17 protein-coding genes are annotated in these 19237 nt (G+C 64.4%); 4 read left to right on the forward strand and 13 right to left on the reverse strand.

Annotated features, from left to right (window positions below; genetic code table 11):
• Window positions 1-109 precede the first annotated feature (109 nt).
• The 3 genes from HYG77_RS23265 to HYG77_RS23275 form a co-directional block, all read right to left on the reverse strand.
• Window positions 110-895, reverse strand: a complete 786-nt coding sequence (locus HYG77_RS23265; protein WP_208960766.1) for a hypothetical protein — start codon at window positions 893-895, stop codon at window positions 110-112.
• A 96-nt stretch (window positions 896-991) separates the two neighbouring features.
• Window positions 992-2374: an L-serine ammonia-lyase gene (locus HYG77_RS23270; RefSeq protein WP_109332688.1), complete on the reverse strand. Its 1383-nt coding sequence runs from the start codon at window positions 2372-2374 to the stop codon at window positions 992-994.
• Window positions 2375-2446: 72 nt separating this feature from the next.
• Window positions 2447-2860: a glycine cleavage system protein H gene (locus HYG77_RS23275; RefSeq protein WP_159924932.1), complete on the reverse strand. Its 414-nt coding sequence runs from the start codon at window positions 2858-2860 to the stop codon at window positions 2447-2449.
• Between the two features lie 183 nt (window positions 2861-3043).
• Here HYG77_RS23275 and HYG77_RS23280 point away from each other — a divergent pair, with 183 nt between their 5' ends.
• Complete coding sequence (locus HYG77_RS23280; RefSeq protein ID WP_208960767.1) at window positions 3044-3199, forward strand: hypothetical protein; 156 nt, start codon at window positions 3044-3046, stop codon at window positions 3197-3199.
• Window positions 3200-3366: 167 nt separating this feature from the next.
• Entirely contained in the window at window positions 3367-5457 is a 2091-nt protein-coding gene (pabB, locus tag HYG77_RS23285; protein ID WP_208960768.1) for an aminodeoxychorismate synthase component I, read from the forward strand.
• A 94-nt stretch (window positions 5458-5551) separates the two neighbouring features.
• On the opposite strand, the gene folP is transcribed toward pabB, so the two are convergent.
• The 6 genes from folP to glyA form a co-directional block, all read right to left on the reverse strand.
• The gene (folP, locus tag HYG77_RS23290; RefSeq protein ID WP_208960769.1) at window positions 5552-6418 is read right to left on the reverse strand and encodes a dihydropteroate synthase; all 867 of its coding nucleotides are present in this window, start codon (window positions 6416-6418) and stop codon (window positions 5552-5554) included.
• Window positions 6419-6491: 73 nt separating this feature from the next.
• A complete protein-coding gene (locus HYG77_RS23295; protein WP_109332684.1) occupies window positions 6492-7085 on the reverse strand; it encodes a sarcosine oxidase subunit gamma family protein in 594 nt (197 codons plus the stop codon).
• Window positions 7078-9942 (reverse strand): 2Fe-2S iron-sulfur cluster-binding protein, encoded by a 2865-nt coding sequence (locus HYG77_RS23300; protein WP_208960770.1) that lies wholly within the window; start codon window positions 9940-9942, stop codon window positions 7078-7080. The genes HYG77_RS23295 and HYG77_RS23300 overlap by 8 nt, the downstream gene beginning before the upstream one ends.
• Window positions 9939-10217 (reverse strand): sarcosine oxidase subunit delta, encoded by a 279-nt coding sequence (locus tag HYG77_RS23305; RefSeq protein WP_109332682.1) that lies wholly within the window; start codon window positions 10215-10217, stop codon window positions 9939-9941. Before HYG77_RS23305 ends, HYG77_RS23300 begins: the two co-directional genes overlap by 4 nt.
• Window positions 10218-10249: 32 nt before the next feature.
• Window positions 10250-11485 (reverse strand): sarcosine oxidase subunit beta family protein, encoded by a 1236-nt coding sequence (locus HYG77_RS23310; protein WP_208960771.1) that lies wholly within the window; start codon window positions 11483-11485, stop codon window positions 10250-10252.
• Complete coding sequence (gene glyA / locus HYG77_RS23315; RefSeq protein ID WP_208963497.1) at window positions 11485-12759, reverse strand: serine hydroxymethyltransferase; 1275 nt, start codon at window positions 12757-12759, stop codon at window positions 11485-11487. The genes HYG77_RS23310 and glyA overlap by 1 nt, the downstream gene beginning before the upstream one ends.
• A gap of 170 nt (window positions 12760-12929) precedes the next feature.
• Between glyA and HYG77_RS23320 the strand changes: the two genes are divergently transcribed.
• The gene (locus tag HYG77_RS23320; RefSeq protein WP_109335299.1) at window positions 12930-13601 is read left to right on the forward strand and encodes a GntR family transcriptional regulator; all 672 of its coding nucleotides are present in this window, start codon (window positions 12930-12932) and stop codon (window positions 13599-13601) included.
• Window positions 13602-13792: 191 nt separating this feature from the next.
• Here HYG77_RS23320 and HYG77_RS23325 read toward each other — a convergent pair whose 3' ends face one another.
• Both HYG77_RS23325 and purU read right to left on the reverse strand, forming a co-directional pair.
• Complete coding sequence (locus HYG77_RS23325) at window positions 13793-13966, reverse strand: hypothetical protein (protein ID WP_208960772.1); 174 nt, start codon at window positions 13964-13966, stop codon at window positions 13793-13795.
• 103 nt (window positions 13967-14069) lie between these two features.
• On the reverse strand, window positions 14070-14918 hold the full coding sequence (gene purU / locus HYG77_RS23330; RefSeq protein ID WP_109332680.1) for a formyltetrahydrofolate deformylase: 849 nt from the start codon (window positions 14916-14918) through the stop codon (window positions 14070-14072).
• A 204-nt stretch (window positions 14919-15122) separates the two neighbouring features.
• On the opposite strand from purU, the gene HYG77_RS23335 reads away from it, so the two are divergent.
• Complete coding sequence (locus HYG77_RS23335; RefSeq protein WP_208960773.1) at window positions 15123-15797, forward strand: GntR family transcriptional regulator; 675 nt, start codon at window positions 15123-15125, stop codon at window positions 15795-15797.
• A gap of 60 nt (window positions 15798-15857) precedes the next feature.
• Here HYG77_RS23335 and HYG77_RS23340 read toward each other — a convergent pair whose 3' ends face one another.
• Both HYG77_RS23340 and HYG77_RS23345 read right to left on the reverse strand, forming a co-directional pair.
• Window positions 15858-16499 (reverse strand): cyclodeaminase/cyclohydrolase family protein, encoded by a 642-nt coding sequence (locus HYG77_RS23340; RefSeq protein WP_208960774.1) that lies wholly within the window; start codon window positions 16497-16499, stop codon window positions 15858-15860.
• A gap of 110 nt (window positions 16500-16609) precedes the next feature.
• Entirely contained in the window at window positions 16610-19072 is a 2463-nt protein-coding gene (locus HYG77_RS23345; protein ID WP_208960775.1) for an FAD-dependent oxidoreductase, read from the reverse strand.
• Between the last annotated feature and the right edge of the window lie 165 nt (window positions 19073-19237).

The raw sequence follows: 19237 nt of genomic DNA on the forward strand, positions 1-19237 counted from the left end.
TGTCCCCAGAATAGTCCGCGCATCTTCACCGCGACCCGAAGTTGTGGGATGGAGCGGATGGAAAATGAACGCTGCGGGGCGTGCGCACCGTGGTCGGTGACCAACGAATTCAGAGGATGGTCGGCGCGGCGACACCGGCGGTGATGGCGCAGAGGCGATCGGGGTGGCTCGTCGCTGTTGTTTTCGTAGTCGCACGCTCCGAGAGGTCTACCGGGGTGGTTTCCATGTCATTACGGGCCCGACACCAGGGGGCGATAAGAGTCTCGTAATGGACCGCAGTGAAGTCGGCCGTGCCGACCAGGTCGGCCAGTGCGACTGCCGCTGCCGCGTCGCGCACCGCGGCAGCGGCATCAGCGCAGAGGCGGTCATCGAGACGGACGGTGGCGTCGTCCATGTACTCGCGTTCCCATGCCGCATCCTGTGCGCGGTACCAACTCTTGATTCGTCCGGCTTCCCAGGCCACATCACGGGCAGCGATCCATGCACTGAGTCGCCGGTGACTGCCGACCAGACTCTCGGTGCGGGTCAGTGAGTGAAAGTCGCTGTGCAAAATTTCGGCGACGTCAATGGCGTGCCGGATGACCTGTCGCCAGTTCGGTCCGAACGCGTGGTTGCACGCATCTTCGGTGACCTCGAACTGATCGAGAATCATCAGCGCCTCGTCGACAACGTCGACATGCAGGTAGTGATCACCGGGCAGCCCGCACCGGCGCAGCAGCTGGAACGCGACGAATGCTTCGCCACGAACGGCGGCGCAATGGATGAAGACATCGAGGATCGAGATTCGCGGCTCGGGTGCGTAAGTTCCCCGAGGGGGGACCGGATACCGGCGGATGAACTGCGCGGCTCGCGCTGGCAGGAGCCGGAGCTCGTCGGTGACCACATTCTCCCGCATCACAAGCATCCTTCTTTCCAGGGAAGTCGAGCCGCGGGGACACATTCGGCTCCCAGTGGTGGACTAGTGCGGCACCGTGCAGCGTCGAAATCGGTGTCAGCACTCGACGTAGTTGACTGGAACGTTGACCGCGAGCCCACCGGTAGAGGTTTCTTTGTACTTCGAGAGCATGTCAGCGCCGGTCGAGCGCATCGTCTCGATCACCTGGTCGAGGCTGACTCGGTGAGTGCCGTCGCCGCGCAGCGCCATCCGCGCAGCGTTGATGGCCTTACCCGCAGAAATGGCGTTACGTTCAATGCACGGGATCTGGACCAAGCCCTCGATGGGATCACAGGTCAACCCAAGGCTATGTTCCATTGCGATCTCGGCCGCATTCTCGACTTGCTCCGGGGTGCCGCCGAGGATTTCGGCCAGACCGGCCGCCGCCATGGATGCGGCGGAGCCCACCTCTCCCTGACAACCGACCTCGGCGCCGGAAATAGAGGCCCGTTCCTTGTACAGGGAGCCGATGGCCCCGGCAGTGAGCAGGAACTGAATCGCGGTCTTGTCGGGGTCGGCCCTGCCGGCTGGGGTGTAGTGCACGGCGTAGTGCAATACAGCGGGGATGATTCCGGCCGCCCCATTCGTGGGAGCTGTGACGATGCGGCCACCGGAGGCGTTCTCCTCGTTGATCGCAAGGGCGACAAGGTTGACCCAGTCTTCGGCGAATTCTGGTGCCCGATATGGATCCTCCCGGTCCAGTCGCAGAAACCAGTCGCGGGCGCGCCGGCGAACCCTCAGTGCACCCGGCAAATACCCGTCGCGCGAGATACCACGCTGCTCGCACTCGACCATCACATCTCGGATGTGTAGCAACTGTTCGTGTATTTCGAGGGTGGACCGTGATTCGTGCTCGATCGAGAGCATGAGGTCGCTGATGCTGCACTCGTAGCGGTCGCAGAGTTCGAGAAGTTCTTTCGCAGATCCGTAATTCAAGCCGCCCGCCGACGCGGGGGTGGTTTCGATGCTTTCGGCCTCGGTGACGACGAAGCCACCGCCCACCGAGAAGTAGGTCTCCTTGTGTAGTTCGACGTTCTCGTCGGCGTAGGCGGTGAGGGTCATTCCGTTGGGGTGGAAGGGCAGGACGGTCAATGGACGCAGGATGATCTCATCCTCGGCGAGCGCGATGTCACGGGATCCGCCGAGTGAAATGTGGCGGGTGCTGCGCATGATCTCGAGCCGGCGTTCCATCTCGTCGGTCTCGATATCTTCGGGACGGTATCCCTCGAGTCCGAGTAGGACCGCGGACATCGTGCCGTGTCCGGCACCGGTTGCCGCGAGTGAACCGTACAGGTCTACCTTCACGTCGACGACGTCCTCGAATGCTCCGAGGGTGTGCAGGTCGGAGATGAATCGTGCGGCGGCTCGCATGGGACCGACGGTGTGCGAACTCGACGGACCGACACCGACGGAGAACAGGTCGAACACGCTAATGGTCATGGAATCACAATCCTGTGTCTGTGCACTTCGAGGGCACGCGGTGGAGGCAGGGACGGCAGCAGGAATGCGCGCTCATATCGCTTCGCTGAGCTCATCGGTGTATTGAGCGGGAGCGAGCAAGTCCTTCGTGGACGATGTGTGGAAGGGCAGGATGGCGAACAACCATCCCGAGTAGTGGGGGTCGCGAGCTACGAGTTGAGGATCGTCGATCGCAGCGATATTGGTCAGCGTGACCAGGCCACTGAGGGGAGCGTACATCGTGACCACCGTCCGCGAGGACGACCAGATCAGTGCACACGGAGCGCCGGCGTTCACTGTGCTCCGCACTGCGGGAAGGTCGAGTCCCACGACATCGAGACCATCGAGAGCGGTTGCAGTGATGCCCGCTCTCAATGGGTAGTCCGACAAGGCTTCTCCCGGTGTGAGCGCCAACCAGCTGTGCGATGAGGTGTACATCCGACCTGTGGGCAACTGCATATCTCCCATGGTTTTTCCTTCGCATGTCGGCGTGGAGGGCGATGCTTGGCCGGCGCAATTCGCCGCAGGTGGAAGCTTTGGCGGTGGGGCCATCGAGATCGAGGTGCCGACGCGCTGGCTTCCCCAGTTCGTACAATCTGCAGCGTTGACCCGAACGTGGACGTCGCTCACCGCACCTCCCGTAGGTACCTGTTGATCACGCTGACCGGACAAAAACAGACGATTGATATATCAGTGATGGTCATTACGGTAGATCAGAACTCGGTGGTGGTCAAGTATCGTCTGCCGACTTCCCTGGGCGGCTGGAAGTCGGATGCCGGGGCTGACTTCGGCGATCCGGGCGACTAGCTCAAAGAGGTAATCGGTTGCTGCGGTAAGGGATGACGCGGTCCGGTAAAGAGAGGCCGGGCCGATCTTACGCAAGTCGTAATTGATATATCAGTCGCAGGCACAATAGTATACTAGGCATTATGGGCGGGTAGCTGAGACAGCAGGCGCACCGAGGAGATCTGTAGATGGTCAGAACCCTGTTGATAGATAACCACGATTCGTTCACCTACAACCTCTTCGAATTGCTCACCGCGGTCAACGGTATGTGTCCGACGGTAGTGACGAATGATGCAACGTGGGAGTCGATCGATTTCACGGCCTTCGACAACGCGGTGATCTCTCCCGGTCCGGGCACGCCGACCAGCATTGCCGACTTCGGTATCAGTGCTCGTGTCATCGCTGAATCAGGACTACCGGTGCTCGGGGTTTGCCTGGGGCATCAAGGATTGTGCGCGTTGTTCGAGGCTCGCATTACTCGGGCGCCCGAGCCCATGCACGGCAGGCTCTCCTCCATCGTGCATACCGGCGAAGACCTTTTCCGCGGGCTTCCTTCGCCGATGAATGTGGTTCGCTATCACTCGCTCGTCGCAGTGGAACTGTCGGAAGAGCTCGAGGTGCTGGCAACGACTTCTGACGGACTGGTCATGGCCGTGCGGCACCGAAGCAGGCCACTATGGGGTGTCCAATTCCATCCGGAATCGATCTCGAGTGAATACGGACGGGAGCTATTGGCCAACTTCCGGGACCTCACTGTCCCTGCCGCGGTGCACGTTCACAGGCCCGGCCCAGCTCTCGAACGACGGCCATCGCCTGGTAGTCGGCATCCTTGCCTCGTCGTCGACCATCGTCGGTTGGACCGATATCCGGACGCTGCGCAGCTTTTCGACAGTCTCTTCGGCGGTCGATCGGGCACCTTCTGGCTCGATGGCAGTGTCAAATCGGATCTCGCTTCCCGATTTACCATCATGGGCGACTGCTCAGGACCGTACGGCGAGTACATCACCTACGACCTGAACACATCGACTGTCAACGTCAGCCGCAGTAATCTTCGCGACGAGCAGATTTCCGCATCCATCTTCGACTACCTCGAAGCGCAGCTTCGCCTTCGGGCCGTGGAACCGGACCCCGCGCTTCCCTTCGATTTCCATCTTGGCTATGTCGGCTACCTCGGGTACGAGCTGAAAGGAGAAACGGGCGGCGTGCGGGCCCATACCTCCCCGCACCCCGATGCGGCGTTGGTCTTTGCCGACCGAGCTGTGGTGATCGATCACGAACAACGATGTACCTACGCGCTCGCATTGAAGCCGACACCGAATGATCGGCGCAGCGAAGCTTGGTTCGCCACGGTCGGTGACGCACTGGAGGATCAGGAGGAGGTCGACGACCGGGATGACCCGCCGATTGTCTTCGCACGTCCGACGGGCGCGGAATTCGAACTACGTCACGGCGAGAGGGCATACCGTGCTCTGATCGACGAGTGCCTAGAACTGATCCGGGCCGGTGAGACGTACGAAGTGTGCCTGACCAACACGGCAACCGTCGATGCTGACGTCGGGCCGCGCCGAATCTTCTCTAACATCCTGCGCTTCAATCCGGTGCCGCACGCCGCGCTTCTCTGTTTGCGCGATCTCTCGGTCGTCAGTGCGTCCCCGGAGCGGTTCCTGCGCGTCAGGGCAGACCGGTCGGCGGAGTCGAAACCGATCAAGGGAACCCGTCCGCGCGGTGCCACCGTCGACGAGGACACGGCCCTGATGCATTCCCTCGCCCTGAGCGAGAAAGACCAGGCTGAGAACCTGATGATCGTCGACTTGGTACGGAACGATCTGTCGAGGGTGTGTGCGCCGGGAACAGTGCACGTACCAATCCTGTTCGGAATCGAGACCTATGCGTCGGTTCATCAGATGGTTTCCACCGTTCGGGGTGTGCTTCGCACTGATGTCCATGTCATCGACGCGATACGTGCCTTGTTTCCTGCCGGATCGATGACCGGAGCTCCCAAGATAAGGACGATGGGGATCATCGACGAACTCGAAGGCGGTGCGCGCGGGGTGTACTCCGGTGCAATCGGCTACATATCGTTGTCAGGAACCACAGATCTGTCGGTAGCGATCCGAACGATGGTGGTTACCGATGCGCACGTTCGATTCGGCGTCGGCGGCGCAATTACCGCACTGTCCGATCAGATGGAGGAGTACGAGGAGACCCTGGTCAAGGCGGCCTCATCGTGCAAAGTACTCGAAGTCGACGATCGTACGACTATCAGCACGGGAAGGTGATCTGTGTGGCCATGGCCGCGGCTTGCGGACCAGGCCACAGAAGCCTCGGATCAACCCACTTCTCCCGCGAACTCGGGCGGGGCCCAGTTGAATGTCAACGTCGCACCATGGCGCCGCGCACACAGGTGAGTACAGCAACGGCATCGACGGTCGCTGCGACGTCGTGGACACGCAGGACGGCGGCTCCGTTCTGCGCGGCAATCATGGCTGCGGCAACCGAGGCGGCCTGACGGTCGTCGACGCCGCGGCCGGTGATGGTGCCCAGCATGCCTTTGCGAGACAGTCCGGCCATCACGGGAACACCGAGGTCGGTGATCTGTCGGAGCTCGGACAATAGTGCGAGATTGTGGGCGAGGGTTTTGCCGAATCCGAAGCCCGGGTCGACCATGATGTGCTCGAGGGGAATTCCCGCGTCGAGGCAGGCGGCGACACGGTCGAGGAGGAACCCGCGCACCTCGGTCACGACGTCGCCGTACTCCGGCGAATTCTGCATCGTGTCGGGATCGCCGCGCATGTGCATCAGGCACACGGGCACGTCCAGCTCGGCGGCGGCGCGCAGGGCGCCCGGAAGTCGCAGGGCGCGAACATCGTTGATCATCGACGCGCCCGCCGTGACTGCCTCGCGCATCACGTCGGGTCTCGACGTGTCGACGGAGATCGGAACCGTTGTGCGTCTGGCGAGTTCCGCGACGACGGGGATGACGCGCGTGATCTCGTCGGCAACGGACGGCGGGCGGGATCCGGGGCGTGTCGATTCGCCCCCGACGTCGAGGAGTTCGGCGCCTTCGGCGACCAGAGTCAAGGCGTGTTCGACCGCGGCAGCGGTGTCGAGGTACAGGCCGCCGTCGGAGAACGAATCCGGGGTCACGTTGACGATGCCGCAGACCAGAGGAACATCGCGTGCGAGAGCATCGAGCAGTCGGTCGGTGCGGGTGGCGGTGAGCGTCGGGGACGTAGCCATCCGGGCACTCCTTCACGAAGGGAACACCGGTCCGGTGGACGGGGTCATGCGTCCACCGGACCGATGCTGTCAGTTACACGGGAACGATGCCGAATTCTTCGGCGGCGTCGATCAGCCATTCCGCGAGGTACCGGGCGAACGACGACCGCACGAGGATCCGGTAGTCGGTGCCGGTGCTGTCGAGCGGGATGAGGACGACGCCGGCAAGAGCGAGCATCGTCTGGACCGCGGCGCCAGGCCCGAGGACCTTGGGGTGCAGGTCGATCGAGCAGCCTTTCGCGAGGACATCTCGGGCGTGGGTTCCGCGTAGGCGCAGGGTGGTGCGCTGTGCGGAGACGTCGATCGCGGCGCCACCGTGTGGGGTCACCGCGCTGCGGAGTTGAACCTCGACCTCTTCGGGTGCCTGGGATCGGGTGGTGATCAGGAACTCGTCGGGGCCGAGCCAGATCGCGGTCGCTGCATCGCCCTCGATGCAGGTGGAGGGCGCGGTGGGCAGGTCCACGCCCAGTATGTTCGATGCCGCAGAGCCGCCCGGCCCGGCCAGGTCCACCCACAGGTCGACCATTGTGACGAACGGTTCCTCGGTGAGGCTCACCGATTCGGGGAGCTCGGAGAATTTCTGGTCCCAGCCGTGCAGGGGGCTGAGGGGGACGAGGGTGTCAGCCATCGCGACGTGCTCCTTCTGGATCAACGAGGACGGAGCTGGTGACCTCGACGGCGACCAGGTTTCCGTTCACCGGGACGTGCAGGGTGTCGCCGAGCCGGGCCCGCCCACCCTTGACGAGGGCGAGTCCGAACGGGCGGCCGAGTTCGGCGCTGAGGTAGCTCGACGTGACGTGGCCGAGCATCGGCACCGGCGGGGGCGGCAGGACGCCGTCGGGGATCTCTTCGATGATCTGCGCGCCCTCGGGCAGCACGGTCTGCTTGTCGAGGGGTAGCAGCCCGACGAACTGCTTGCGCAGCGGGTTCTGGTTCTCCTCACGGGAGAAGGAGCGCTTCCCGATGAAGTCGCGCTTCTTCTTCGACACAGCCCAGCTCATCCCGAGGTCCTGCGGAGTGACCGTGCCGTCGGTGTCCTGACCGATGATCGGGTACCCCTTCTCGGCGCGCAGCACGTGCATGGTTTCGGTGCCGTACGGGGTGATGTCGAACTTTTCGCCCGCGGCGATCAGCCGTGCCCAGACGGCGGGTGCGTGCCAGCCGTTGACGTTGACTTCGAAGGCGAGTTCGCCGGAGAAGCTGATCCGCGCGACCCGCACGTGGACGTCGCCGAGGGAGGTGTCGCGCCACGCCATGAACGGGAACGCGTCGTTGGTGACGTCGAGGTCGGGGAAGACCTCACCGATCACGTCGCGGGAGCGCGGTCCGACGACGGGGAACGTGGCCCACTGTTCGGTGACCGAGGTGAGCCGCACCTTCAGGTGGGGCCATTCCGTCTGCAGCCATTCCTCCATCCAGTCGAGGATCTTCGCGGCGCCGCCGGTGGTGGTGAAGACCTGGAACCGGTCGTCGTCCAGGCGCATCACGGTGCCGTCGTCGATGACCATGCCGTCGACGCCGCACATGACGCCGTAACGGACCATGCCGACCTTCAGTGTGCTCATCATGTTCGTGTAGACCATGTCGAGCAGCACCCCGGCGTCGGGACCCTGAACGTCGATCTTGCCGAGGGTCGAGCCGTCGAGGATGCCGATGCTGCGGCGCACGGCGGCGCATTCGCGCAGCACGGCGGCATCCATGTCCTCCCCGGGCAGCGGATAGTAGCGGGGACGCTTCCACTGGCCGACGTCCTCGAACACCGCGCCCCGTCCGACGTGCCAATCGTGCAGTGCCGTCACCCGTTCGGGGTCGAAGAGGGCGCCGCGGCTGCGGCCGGCGAGGGCGGCGAACGCGACCGGGGTGTACGGCGGTCGGAATGTGGTGGTGCCCAATGTCTCGATCGGCCTACCGAGCAGTTCGGCCGTGATGCCGGAGGAGATCACCCCGGAGGTCTTGCCCTGATCGTGTGCGGTGCCGATGGTCGTGTAGCGCTTGATGTGCTCCATCGACGTCATCCCGGCACCGACCGCGCGGGCGAGGTCGGCGACCGTCGCGTCACGCTGCACGTCGACGAACTGGGTGTCCTCGCCGGCGGTGTCGGGCACCCGCCACAACACCAGCGGCGCCAAGCCACTGTCGTTCGCCGCATGACGGTCGACAGTATCGACATCGGTGACGGAGGCCGTGAACCCGAGATTGCGCACGGCAGCGGCGCCCACGTGCTGGCCGTCGCGCAGGCACCCCTCCAGATCGAACACACCGTTCGCGGATCCGGTGACGGAGACTCCGTCAAGGGTCTCGCCGGGGACGAAGGCGCCCAGGTTGTCGTCGTAGCGGAGTTTGCCGCGGGCCTGGGAGAACAGGTGCACGGCCGGGTTCCAGCCGCCGCTGACTAGTAGGACGTCGCAGGCGAGGGGAACTGGGGTGCCGTTGTCCGCGCGTTGTGACACGACGGCGTGACTGATCCGGCCGTTGCCGCGGGTGCCGGACACCACCGACGCAGTGCGAATGGTGATGCCCCGCTTGTTGCATTCGGCCTGCCAGCGGGCGGGTGCCTGTTCGCGGGCCTCGACGATCGCGTTGATGCGAACACCGGCGTCGTGCAGGTCGATCGCCGCTTCGTAGGCGCTGTCGTTGGTGGTGAACACGACGGCCTGCTCGCCGACCTTGACGCCGTAGCGGTGCAGGAAGGTGCGGGCACCGTGCGCGAGCATGATGCCGGGGCGATCGTTGTCGGTGAAGACGACGGGACGCTCGTGGGCGCCGGCCGCGACGACGATGTGCCGGGCCCGGATCCGCCACACGCGTTGCCGGCTCAGCGCGGTGGGGGCTTCGGCACCGAGATGGTCGGTGCGACGCTCGAGCGCGAGGACGAAACCGTCGTCGTAGTTGCCGAATGCGGTGGTGCGCTGCAGGTGCAGCACATCCGGGAAGGTGGCGAGCTCGGCGACCGCGGCGGCCACCCAGTCGAGGGCGGGAGCGCCGTCGATGAGGTCGGTGGACCCGAGCAGGTCTCCGCCGGCTTCGTTCTGCTCGTCGACGAGCACCACCCGCGCGCCCGCCCGGGCGGCGGTGAGCGCCGCGGCGAGACCCGCCGGGCCGGCGCCGGCGACCAGGAGGTCGGTGTGGACGTGCGTGGCGTCGTATTTCGCCGAATCGGCGATCGTGGCAAGACGTCCCTGACCGGGGATGCCGCGGGCGACGAGGCCGTCGAACAACTCGATGGTGGTCGCGAGCAGCATCGGCTCGGGGAACGGCTCCTCGATCTGCACGAGGCCGCCGGTGTCCTCCGCCCACGCCGCGGTGATGCCGCGGGGCCGGCCGAGTTTGATGCTCGTGGTGATCTGGTGGACGCCGTTCGCGAGCAGGGCCGAACCGAGCGTGTCACCGGGGTGACCGGTCAGTTCCCGGCCGTCGAACGTGAAGGTGTAGGAGGTGTCGCGGTCGAGGCGACCGCCCTGGCGGGTGCGGAAGGGTGCGTTCACGATATCGTCGGCTTCTGCTCGTCCAAGCGGTAGACGCTGTGGAATCGGTAGGTGGCGGTGTCACGTACGGCGTTGAACCAGCGCCGGCAGCCGGCGCTGTGGTTCCACCGTTCCGCGAAAAGACCTTTCGGGTTCGCACGGAAGAACACGAAGTGTGCCCATTGTTCGTCGGTCAACGATTCGGGGTCTTCCGGGTACACGACGTGGGCTTCGCCGCCGTAGTGGAACTCGGTTTCCTCACGGGGTCCGCACCACGGGCATTCGATGAGTTGCATGGTGACTCCTGATTTCAGTGCGCGACGGGGGATCAGTGCGCGACGGCCGCAGCGCCGTGCTCGTCGACGAGGGCACCGGTGACGAACCGGTCGAGGCTGAACGGCGCGATGAACTCTTGCGGTTCGTCGTTGGCGATCGTGTCCGCCAGGCACCAGCCCAATCCCGGGGTGGCCTTGAATCCACCAGTGCCCCAACCACAGTTGAGGTACACGTTGTCGTACGGGGTGCGTCCGACAATCGGGGAGGCGTCGGGGCACACGTCGACGATGCCGCCCCAGGTGCGCAGCAGGTGCGCGCGGGCGAAGACGGGGAACAACTCGACCGCGGCCGCCATCTGCCGTTCGATGATGTGGAACGCGCCGCGCTGGCCGTAGCCGTTGTAGGAGTCGACACCGGCGCCCATCACCAATTCACCCTTGTGCGCCTGCGAGACGTAGACGTGGATCGCGTTGGACATCACGATGGTCGGGTGTACGGGCTCGAGCAGTTCGGAAACCAGTGCCTGCAACGGGTGACTCTGCACCGGGGTGCGGATGCCGAGCATGTCGGTGAGCGTCGAGGTGTGCCCGGCAGCGCACAGCGCTACCTGCCCGGCCACGATGTCGCCGCGGGTGGTGCGCACCCCGGTCACCTTGTTGCCGTCCGTGACGAATCCGGTGACCTCACAGTTTTGGATGATGTCGATACCCGCCTCGTCGGCGCGGCGCGCGAATCCCCAGGCCACGTAGTCATGTTTGGCGATGCCGGCCCGCGGCTGATACGTCGCGCCGAGGACGGGGTAGCGGATGTCGCTCGAGATGTTCACCAGCGGGCACAGCTTCTTGACCTCGTCGGGTCCGACCCACTCGGCGTCGATGCCGTTGAGCTTGTTCGCCTCCACCCGGCGGACGCTGTCGCGGACGTCCTGCAGGCTGTGCGCGAGATTGAGGACGCCGCGCTGGCTGAACAGGATCGGGTAGTCGAGGTCGTCCTCGAGGCCCTCCCACAGCTTGAGCGCGTGCTCGTAAATCTTCGCACTCTCGTCCCACAGATAGTTCGAGCGGATCAGCGTGGTGTTGCGGGCCATGTTTCCGCCCGCGAGCCAGCCCTTCTCCAGGACCGCGACGTTGGTGATGCCGTGATTCTTGGCGAGGTAGTGGGCGGTGGCCAGGCCGTGTCCGCCGCCGCCGACGATCACGACATCGTACGACTTCTTCGGTTCCGGGTTACGCCACAGGAAGTCGGGGTGATCGGGCAGGTGGGCGCCGGGCGGCTGGGTGGCACTCATCAGTTCGCCTCCGTCAGGTCGGGGTAGAGCGGGAAACGCAGGGCGAGGGAGTCGACGCGGCCGCGGAGTTCGTCGAGATCGTCCTCGTCGGTGGCCGGCCGCAGCGCGTAGCTGATGATGTCGGCAACCTCGGTGAACGCGTCCAGGTCGAAACCGCGGGTCGCGAGGGCGGGGGTCCCGATGCGCACACCGGAGCTGACCATCGGCGGCCGCGGGTCGAACGGAACGGCGTTGCGGTTCACCGTGATTCCGACGCGGTGAAGCCGGTCCTCGGCCTGCTTTCCGTCGAGCTCGGACTCGCGCAGATCCACCAGCACCAGGTGCACGTCGGTGCCGCCGGAGACGACGTTGATACCGGCCTCGCGGGAGTCGGGCTGCAGCAATCGGTCGGCAAGGATCTTCGCCCCGGCGAGGGTGCGTTCCTGGCGCTCGCGGAACTCCGGCTCGGCGGCGAGCTTGAACGAGACGGCCTTGCCGGCGATCACGTGTTCGAGCGGGCCACCCTGCTGTCCCGGGAACACCGAGGAGTTGAACTTCTTCGCCAGGGCCTCGTCGTTGGTGAGGATGACGCCGCCGCGGGGACCGCCGAGGGTCTTGTGCGTCGTCGACGTGACCACGTGGGCGTGCGGGACGGGAGAAGGGTGCAGCCCGGCGGCGACGAGTCCGGCGAAGTGGGCCATGTCGACCATGAGGTACGCGCCGACCTCGTCGGCGATGCGCCGGAATGCGGCGAAGTCGAGCTGGCGTGTGTAGGCGGACCAGCCGGCCAGGATCAGCTTCGGGCGGTGCTCACGGGCCAGACGCTCCACCTCGTCCATATCGACCAGGTGATCGTCCTCGCGGACGTGGTAGGCGGCGACGTCGTAGAGCTTGCCGGAGAAGTTCAGCCTCATCCCGTGTGTGAGGTGACCACCGTGCGCGAGGTCCAGTCCGAGGATTCCGTCACCGGGCTTCAGCAGTGCCGCCATCGCGGCGGCGTTTGCCTGCGCCCCCGAATGCGGCTGCACGTTGGCGTATTTCGCGCCGAAAAGGTCGGTGAGGCGGTCGATGGCGAGCTGCTCGATGACGTCGACGTGCTCGCAACCGCCGTAGTAGCGGCGTCCGGGGTATCCCTCGGCGTACTTGTTGGTGAGCACCGAGCCCTGCGCCTGCATCACTGCGAGCGGGGCGAAGTTCTCACTGGCGATCATCTCCAGGGTGCCCTGCTGGCGCTCGAGTTCGGCTGCGATCGCCTGGTGGACGGCGGGGTCGAGGTCGGCGAGCTGATCGGTCAGCGTCGGATTGCCTGCCGGTGCGGCTGTCGTGCGGCCGTCGATGTCGAGAGTCAAGAGTTCGCCCTTCTGAGAGATCAGTGACTTGTAGACTGATATATCAACTTGAAGGTAGAGTAGGGTCAGCGATGGATCGCAGTCAAGGCTCTACCGGAATTGTTTGGGAGATGAACATGAGCGTGGCGCAGCCGCCGGTTATGGAAGTTCAATCCGTAAGCGGCACCAATGCCGACCGTGCGTACGAGATCGTGCGGGAACGCCTGGTCATGCTGGACATCCGCCCTGGCGAGCCGATCAATGACGACCGGCTCGCCGAGGAACTCGGATTCGGACGAACACCGGTGCGGGAAGCGCTCAAGCGGCTCGAGCGGGAGCGTCTCGTCGTCGCGTACCCGCGTCGCGGCACGTTCGCCACCGCCGTCGACATGACCGACCTCGCCGACATTTCCGAAATCCGTAAGCAACTCGAACCCACCGCGGCCGCCCGCGCGGCACGGAGCGCGTCCCAGGATGCGCGGGCGCGGCTGTCCGTGCTCGCCGACGAGATCGCCGAGATCGATGACAGTGAGGACCCACGCGAAGTCCTGCGCAAGGACGTGCGCGTCCATCGCGAGATCTATCGAGCGTCCAACAACCCCCACCTCGAGGACATCCTCGTCAGCCTCGACGCACACGCCACCCGCATCTGGTGCCTCTTCCTCGACCGGTTGCCGGACGTCGCCGGCCACGTGCGCGAGCACGTAGCGCTGCTCCACGCCATCGTCGACGGGGACGAGGACACCGCCTCGTCCCTCACCCGCGCCCACGTCACCGGCTTCGAGAAAGCCATCCGCGACCTGCTGTAGCGCCATCTCAGGGCGCGCATGAAGCGACGAAACTGGCATCTTTTTCGATGAATTCGTGGACAGCGACCCGGGTTCGATGTTGAATCGGCTGAACAATCGGGACTCAGGTGCTGCCTCGATTTACCGCTGCGGACAGACCACTGTCGTGGGTGATTCGCAACGATGAGCTGATGGTCCAAGCCTGGACGCTCTCACTCCTCGTGCGGTTGGGTGGCGAGGATGGTCCAGCTGGCGGCTGGATAGGACGCGGCGATCTGCTTGTCGGGAGCGAGGATGCGAAGCGTCCCACCATCGAGCACATGACAGGTGAAACCCGCTGAGTATTCGTCAGTTCTCGTGCCACACTGCACGGACAGTCGTCTCATCGCAGCACCTTTCAGCTCGACGCTTCGCCCAGGCGATCGGACTCGGAAATGTGCTGCCGCAGAGAACGTCATGGCTGAGGGACTCTGCGGCAGCCGAAGGCCGTCAGCTGAAAATGACGGTCCTGTGCCCGTGCAGAAGAATGCGATTCTCGCAGTGCCAACGAACAGCCCGAGACAATGCCAGCGCTTCTGCGTCCTGGCCGACGGTGGCGAGTCGGGCGGGATCGTAGCTGTGATCGATGCGGATCACTTGCTGCTCGATGATGGGCCCCTCGTCCAGATCCGGTGTGACGTAGTGGGCGGTAGCCCCGACCTGCTTGACGCCGCGATCGAATGCCTGGTGGTAGGGCTTGGCGCCCTTGAATCCGGGCAGGAACGAGTGGTGGATGTTGATCGCACGGCCGTGTAACTTCCGGCATGCGTCATCGGACAGCACCTGCATGTACCGCGCGAGCACGACCAGGTCGGCGTTGTACTGATCCACGAGTTCGAGGAGCTGTGCCTCGGCTTGCGGTTTGGTCGCCGCCGTCACGGGGATGTGGATGAAGGGCAGACCGGCGGCTTCGGCCATTGGGCGAAGGGTTTCGTGGTTGGAAACCACGGCGACGAGCTCTCCACCGAGATTGCCGGCACGCCAACGAAAAATGAGGTCGTTGAGGCAGTGACCCATCTTCGAGACCATCACGACGACGCGCGGCTCGCTGCACCCGTTGAAGTTGAATGACATACCGAATTTGTCAGCGACACTGCGAAACTCGGCGGTGAGCCTTTCCACGTCGAGGGCGCCCGCGGCGACAAACGATGTGCGAAGAAAGAATGCACCGTTTTGTGTGTCATCGAACTGCTGGTGTTCGGCGATGTCGCAGTTCTGTTCGAACAAGAAAGAACTGACTGCGTGGACGATTCCGGGCCGCTGAGCGCAGCTGAGCGTCAAGGTGAAGGTTTCGGTCATGTGCGTCTCCTCGGTGCTGGACGCTCTCCCTGGCAACGGCGGCGTCTCGAGTGGATATCGGGCTTGTTGTGGCGGCGAACGAGACCATCCGTGTCTCGATGGCTTCGAGGGCTAGAGTGTCAGTAGTAGAGAAGTGATATATCAGATGAGTATTAGTATTTCAGGCTGCGGCGAAAGGGTCAAGAGGCGGAGCGGAACGCTAAGATGACGCCCATGGGGCTGCAGGCGATAGAGGTCGATGCCGGCGTGATCTCTCGCGCTGATCGTGTCTATTCCGCGATTCAAGACAAGTTGATCATGCTCGATATCCGCCCCAACGAGGCAATTGTCGAGAGTGCTCTCGCCGAGGAGCTCGGTGTGGGGCGAACACCGGTCCGAGAAGCGCTCAAGAGGCTCGAGGGGGAGCGTCTGGTCATTTCGTTCCCTAGGCAGGGAACGTTCGCCACAGGTGTCGACGTCTCCGACCTCGGTCATATCTCCGAGATCCGGGCTCATCTCGAGCCCGTAGCCGCGCGACGAGCGGCGGAGGCGGCTTCCCCTACTCTCCGCCAGCTGCTTCTCGACATGGCGGACAAGACAGATGGACTCGATGTTTCCGGTATGGAACGGCACGAATTGATGCGATGGGACCTTACGGTGCATCGGACGATCTATCGGGTCGCGCGCAATCCGCATCTCGAGGACGTTCTCGTCCGATACGACAATCTCGCGACCCGAATCTTCTGTCTCTACCTCGAGCGGCTACCGTCGGTGCCCCAGCACGTCGGTGAACACGGGGAGCTATTGCGGGCTATTGCCAACGGTGACGGTGACCTCGCCGGAGAAATCGCGCGTCAACATGTCACGGGGTTCGAAAAAGCCGTCCGGGCAGTCGTTTAGCGTTCGGAGGACGGGCGATCGGCTTCACCCTCGGGAGACAGCAGTTCACCCACGAAGACCTCACTCGCTACTGGGCGTTCCGACGAGGTTCAATTGCTTTCTCACTCGGGCGGTGACGGCATCGGCGCGGTCGGTGAGGGCATCGACAGTGGCGGCAGTGTCGATGAGGGACTGTCGGATGTTCGCATCGGTGATGCCGGGCAGATTGATCTCGACATTGACCCGAGCCGTTGTGGCTGCCGCTCGGGCCGCCTCTGCGGCAGCCGCGACGTCACTGACGACATTGCGGTTCGCAACCGATACGAGCTCCTCGGCAAGCGCGACCACAACCCCTGCTGCATTGATGACCTCGGCCGGAACTCGCGCCGCGCTCACGAGAGCGTTCTCGATTGCTGCCGATCGTGCGGCGATCTCCGCATCAGTGCTCTTGGGAAGCGTGTAGGTGTCGATTACGGAACTGAATGCCGCCATATCGTCCTCGGCAAGCTCCAGTGCCCGCTCGCGGACCGTATCCGCTCCGGTGCACACCCGCTCGATCAGAGCGCTGTGTTCGGCGTACCGATCACCGGTCGTGTATCGAGCCACCATCGCTACGAGCGCAGCGGATTGACCGAGGTGTAGCGCAGCGGTGGCACCGCCGCCGGGTGCGGGTACGCGGTCGGCGAGCGACGCGAGAAATGCGCTGATCGTGTCATGTCGCATGAGTGGGGTCGTCCTGTCGGTGGGGAAGGGCTCAGATGAAGCAAAGGGCCATCACGTGACCGAGCGAGGGTGCCGGCCCCTGAGCAGCGAGCCGGCACCCCGACAGAGAACTACGACCGGATCTTCTTCATCTCGGGGTCGACGAGCGGTTCGGCGACGACGGTGGCGGGGATACGCCGACCGAAATACTCGATCTCGACCGCGGTGTCGACCGCCGCGCCGGCGGGCAGCCACGCGTAGGCGATCGGCGCCCCGACGGTGTGGGCGAACGAAGCGCTGGTGACATAGCCTGCTGGCTTGCCGTCGACGAAAACGGGTTCGTGGCCCAGCACGACCGACGTGCGGTCATCGATCATCAAGCACGCCAGCCGCCGGGTCACGGTGTCATCGGAGACACCCTCGAGTGCGTCGCGGCCCACGAAGTCACCCTTCTGCGGGCGGACCGCGAAACCGAGACCGGCCTCATAGGGATTGTGCTCGGTGGTCATGTCGGAGCCCCACGAGCGGTAACCCTTCTCCATCCGCAGACTGTTGAACGCTGCACGGCCGGCGGCGATGACCTCGTACTTCTGCCCCTCCGCCCAGAGCACGTCCCACAAGCGTTGCCCGTAGTCGGCCGAGGTGTACAGCTCCCAGCCGAGTTCGCCGACATAGGACAGCCGCATCGCGGTGACCGGGATTCCGCCGATCCGGACCTGCTTGGAACGAAAGTATTTGAAGTTCTCGTTCGCGAAGTCGTCCCGGCTGATCGCCTGCACCAGATCCCGGGCACGAGGTCCCCACAGGCCGATGCAGCAGGTGCCGCCGGTGATGTCGCGGACCTGGACGGTACCGTCGTCGGGTGCCTGGCGGCGGAAGTAGTCGAGGTCGAGGTTGCCGTTTGCGCCGACTTGAAAAATGTTTTCGGACAACCGTGCAACGGTGAGATCGCTGCGCACCCCACCAACGGCGTCGAGGGCGAGGGTGTAGGTGACGGACCCGATCGACTTGTCCATCTTGCCTGTGGTCAGGCGTTCGAGCAGGGCAAGGGCGCCGGGGCCGGAAATCTCGAGACGCTTGAGCGGTGTCATGTCGTACATCGCCACCGAGGTGCGGGTCTTCCACGCCTCAGCCGCGGCGATGGGGGAGTGGAACTTCGCTGCCCAGGGCTCGCGGGCCGGCGGCTGCCACTCGGTGGGAAGCTGCTGGACCAGGTGGGCGTTTGCTTCGTACCAGTGCGGGCGCTCCCAGCCGGCGCCCTCCAGAAAGACTGCGCCGAGCTCCTTCTGCCGAGCGTGGAACGGGCTGACCCGTACGTCACGGGGTGAAATTTTGGGCTGCAGGGGATGCAGGACATCGTAGATTTCGACAAAGTTCTGTTGGGACGTCTCGCTGACGTAGTCGGGGTCGAGCTGAAACTCCTCGAAGCGGTGCACGTCGCAGCCGTGCAGCTCGACCTCGGAGCGGCCGTCGACGAGCAGCTGCGCGACGGCTCGGCCGACACCGGCGGAATGCGTCACCCAGACTGCTTCGGCGATCCAGAATCCGGCGATGTCGGGGGACTCGCCGATGAGCGGTCCGCCGTCAGGGGTAAAGGAGAAGACCCCGTTGAATCCGTGCTCGATCTTCGCGGTCTCGAGGCAGGGAAGCAGCAGTTTGGACTGCTCCCACGACGGTGCGAAGTCCTCTTCCGTGAACGCCAGCATCGACGGCATGTCGGAGTCGGAAATCTCGTCGCTATCGGTCAGCCCGCGGGTGTCTACCGGCATCGGACGGTGCGCGTAGGTGCCGATGCCGAGGCGGTCGACGTGCTCGCGAAAGTAGAGGTCCTGATCCTGGTGCCGCAGGATCGGGAAGCCCGCCTCGGCGAGTTCGGTGTTGCGACCGACCAATTCGGGAATCTGACCGGTTTTCGCGTACTGGTGCGCCAGGGGGAGCAATGGCACGTCCATGCCGATCAGCTCACCGACGTCAGGGCCCCAGAAGCCGGCGCAGGACACGACGATGTCGGCCGGTACTACGCCGTGATCGGTGGTGACTCCGGTGACCTTGCCGCCGGAGTGCTCGATACCGATTACTTTTGTCGACCCCTGGAACACCGCGCCGCGGGCTCCTGCCCGCCGGGCGAGCGCAACGACGACCCGGGAGGCCTTGGCGAGTCCGTCGGTCTCGACGTACAAGCCGCCGAGGACCCGCTTCTCGTCGAGAAGCGGGTGGAGCTTCGCACACTCGGCAGGGTCGATGATGCTGCCGTCGATACCCCAGGAGGTGGCCCAGCCCTGTTTACGGTGCAGGTCCGCGAGTCGCTCTTCCGTGGTGGCGACCTCGAGTCCACCGAGCTGGCTGAAACACCATTCGCCGTCGACGTCCAAGCTCATGAACTTCTCGACGGTGTACCGAGCCAATTCAGTCATCGTCTTGGACGCGTTGGTCTGGAACACGAGGCCCGGTGCGTGCGACGTCGAGCCGCCGGTCAGTGGCAGCGGCCCCTGGTCGAGGACGGTGATCTTGTCCCAGCCCCGAGCTGTGAGCTCGTCGGCCAGGTTCGTGCCGACGATGCCGGCTCCGATGATCACTACGCGCGGTGAACCCATGATGGTCCTTCCTGGAGTGGTTGTGCGATCGCCTGCTCCCCGCGGATCGCCTCGGCATGCGCTGTCGCTGTGGGCCGACAGTCGACGTGCTCAGTGAGAACGGATGACCAGCAGCCGCGGGGCAAGTCGACAACTGATATATCAATCACAGTAGTGTGTGTCACA

Origin of the sequence: Rhodococcus sp. ZPP (genome assembly GCF_017656075.1) — a bacterium.
Taxonomy (GTDB): Bacteria; Actinomycetota; Actinomycetes; order Mycobacteriales; family Mycobacteriaceae; genus Rhodococcus_F; species Rhodococcus_F oxybenzonivorans.

What these genes read in the sequence shown, in the direction of transcription:
- HYG77_RS23265 (WP_208960766.1), bottom strand. Translation starts at nt 895, where the DNA reads ATGCGGGAGAATGTGGTCACCGACGAGCTCCGGCTCCTGCCAGCGCGA.
- HYG77_RS23270 (WP_109332688.1), bottom strand. Translation starts at nt 2,374, where the DNA reads ATGACCATTAGCGTGTTCGACCTGTTCTCCGTCGGTGTCGGTCCGTCG.
- HYG77_RS23275 (WP_159924932.1), bottom strand. Translation starts at nt 2,860, where the DNA reads ATGGGAGATATGCAGTTGCCCACAGGTCGGATGTACACCTCATCGCAC.
- pabB (WP_208960768.1), top strand. Translation starts at nt 3,367, where the DNA reads ATGGTCAGAACCCTGTTGATAGATAACCACGATTCGTTCACCTACAAC.
- folP (WP_208960769.1), bottom strand. Translation starts at nt 6,418, where the DNA reads ATGGCTACGTCCCCGACGCTCACCGCCACCCGCACCGACCGACTGCTC.
- HYG77_RS23295 (WP_109332684.1), bottom strand. Translation starts at nt 7,085, where the DNA reads ATGGCTGACACCCTCGTCCCCCTCAGCCCCCTGCACGGCTGGGACCAG.
- HYG77_RS23305 (WP_109332682.1), bottom strand. Translation starts at nt 10,217, where the DNA reads ATGCAACTCATCGAATGCCCGTGGTGCGGACCCCGTGAGGAAACCGAG.
- HYG77_RS23310 (WP_208960771.1), bottom strand. Translation starts at nt 11,485, where the DNA reads ATGAGTGCCACCCAGCCGCCCGGCGCCCACCTGCCCGATCACCCCGAC.
- HYG77_RS23320 (WP_109335299.1), top strand. Translation starts at nt 12,930, where the DNA reads ATGAGCGTGGCGCAGCCGCCGGTTATGGAAGTTCAATCCGTAAGCGGC.
- HYG77_RS23325 (WP_208960772.1), bottom strand. Translation starts at nt 13,966, where the DNA reads ATGAGACGACTGTCCGTGCAGTGTGGCACGAGAACTGACGAATACTCA.
- purU (WP_109332680.1), bottom strand. Translation starts at nt 14,918, where the DNA reads ATGACCGAAACCTTCACCTTGACGCTCAGCTGCGCTCAGCGGCCCGGA.
- HYG77_RS23335 (WP_208960773.1), top strand. Translation starts at nt 15,123, where the DNA reads ATGACGCCCATGGGGCTGCAGGCGATAGAGGTCGATGCCGGCGTGATC.
- HYG77_RS23340 (WP_208960774.1), bottom strand. Translation starts at nt 16,499, where the DNA reads ATGCGACATGACACGATCAGCGCATTTCTCGCGTCGCTCGCCGACCGC.
- HYG77_RS23345 (WP_208960775.1), bottom strand. Translation starts at nt 19,072, where the DNA reads ATGGGTTCACCGCGCGTAGTGATCATCGGAGCCGGCATCGTCGGCACG.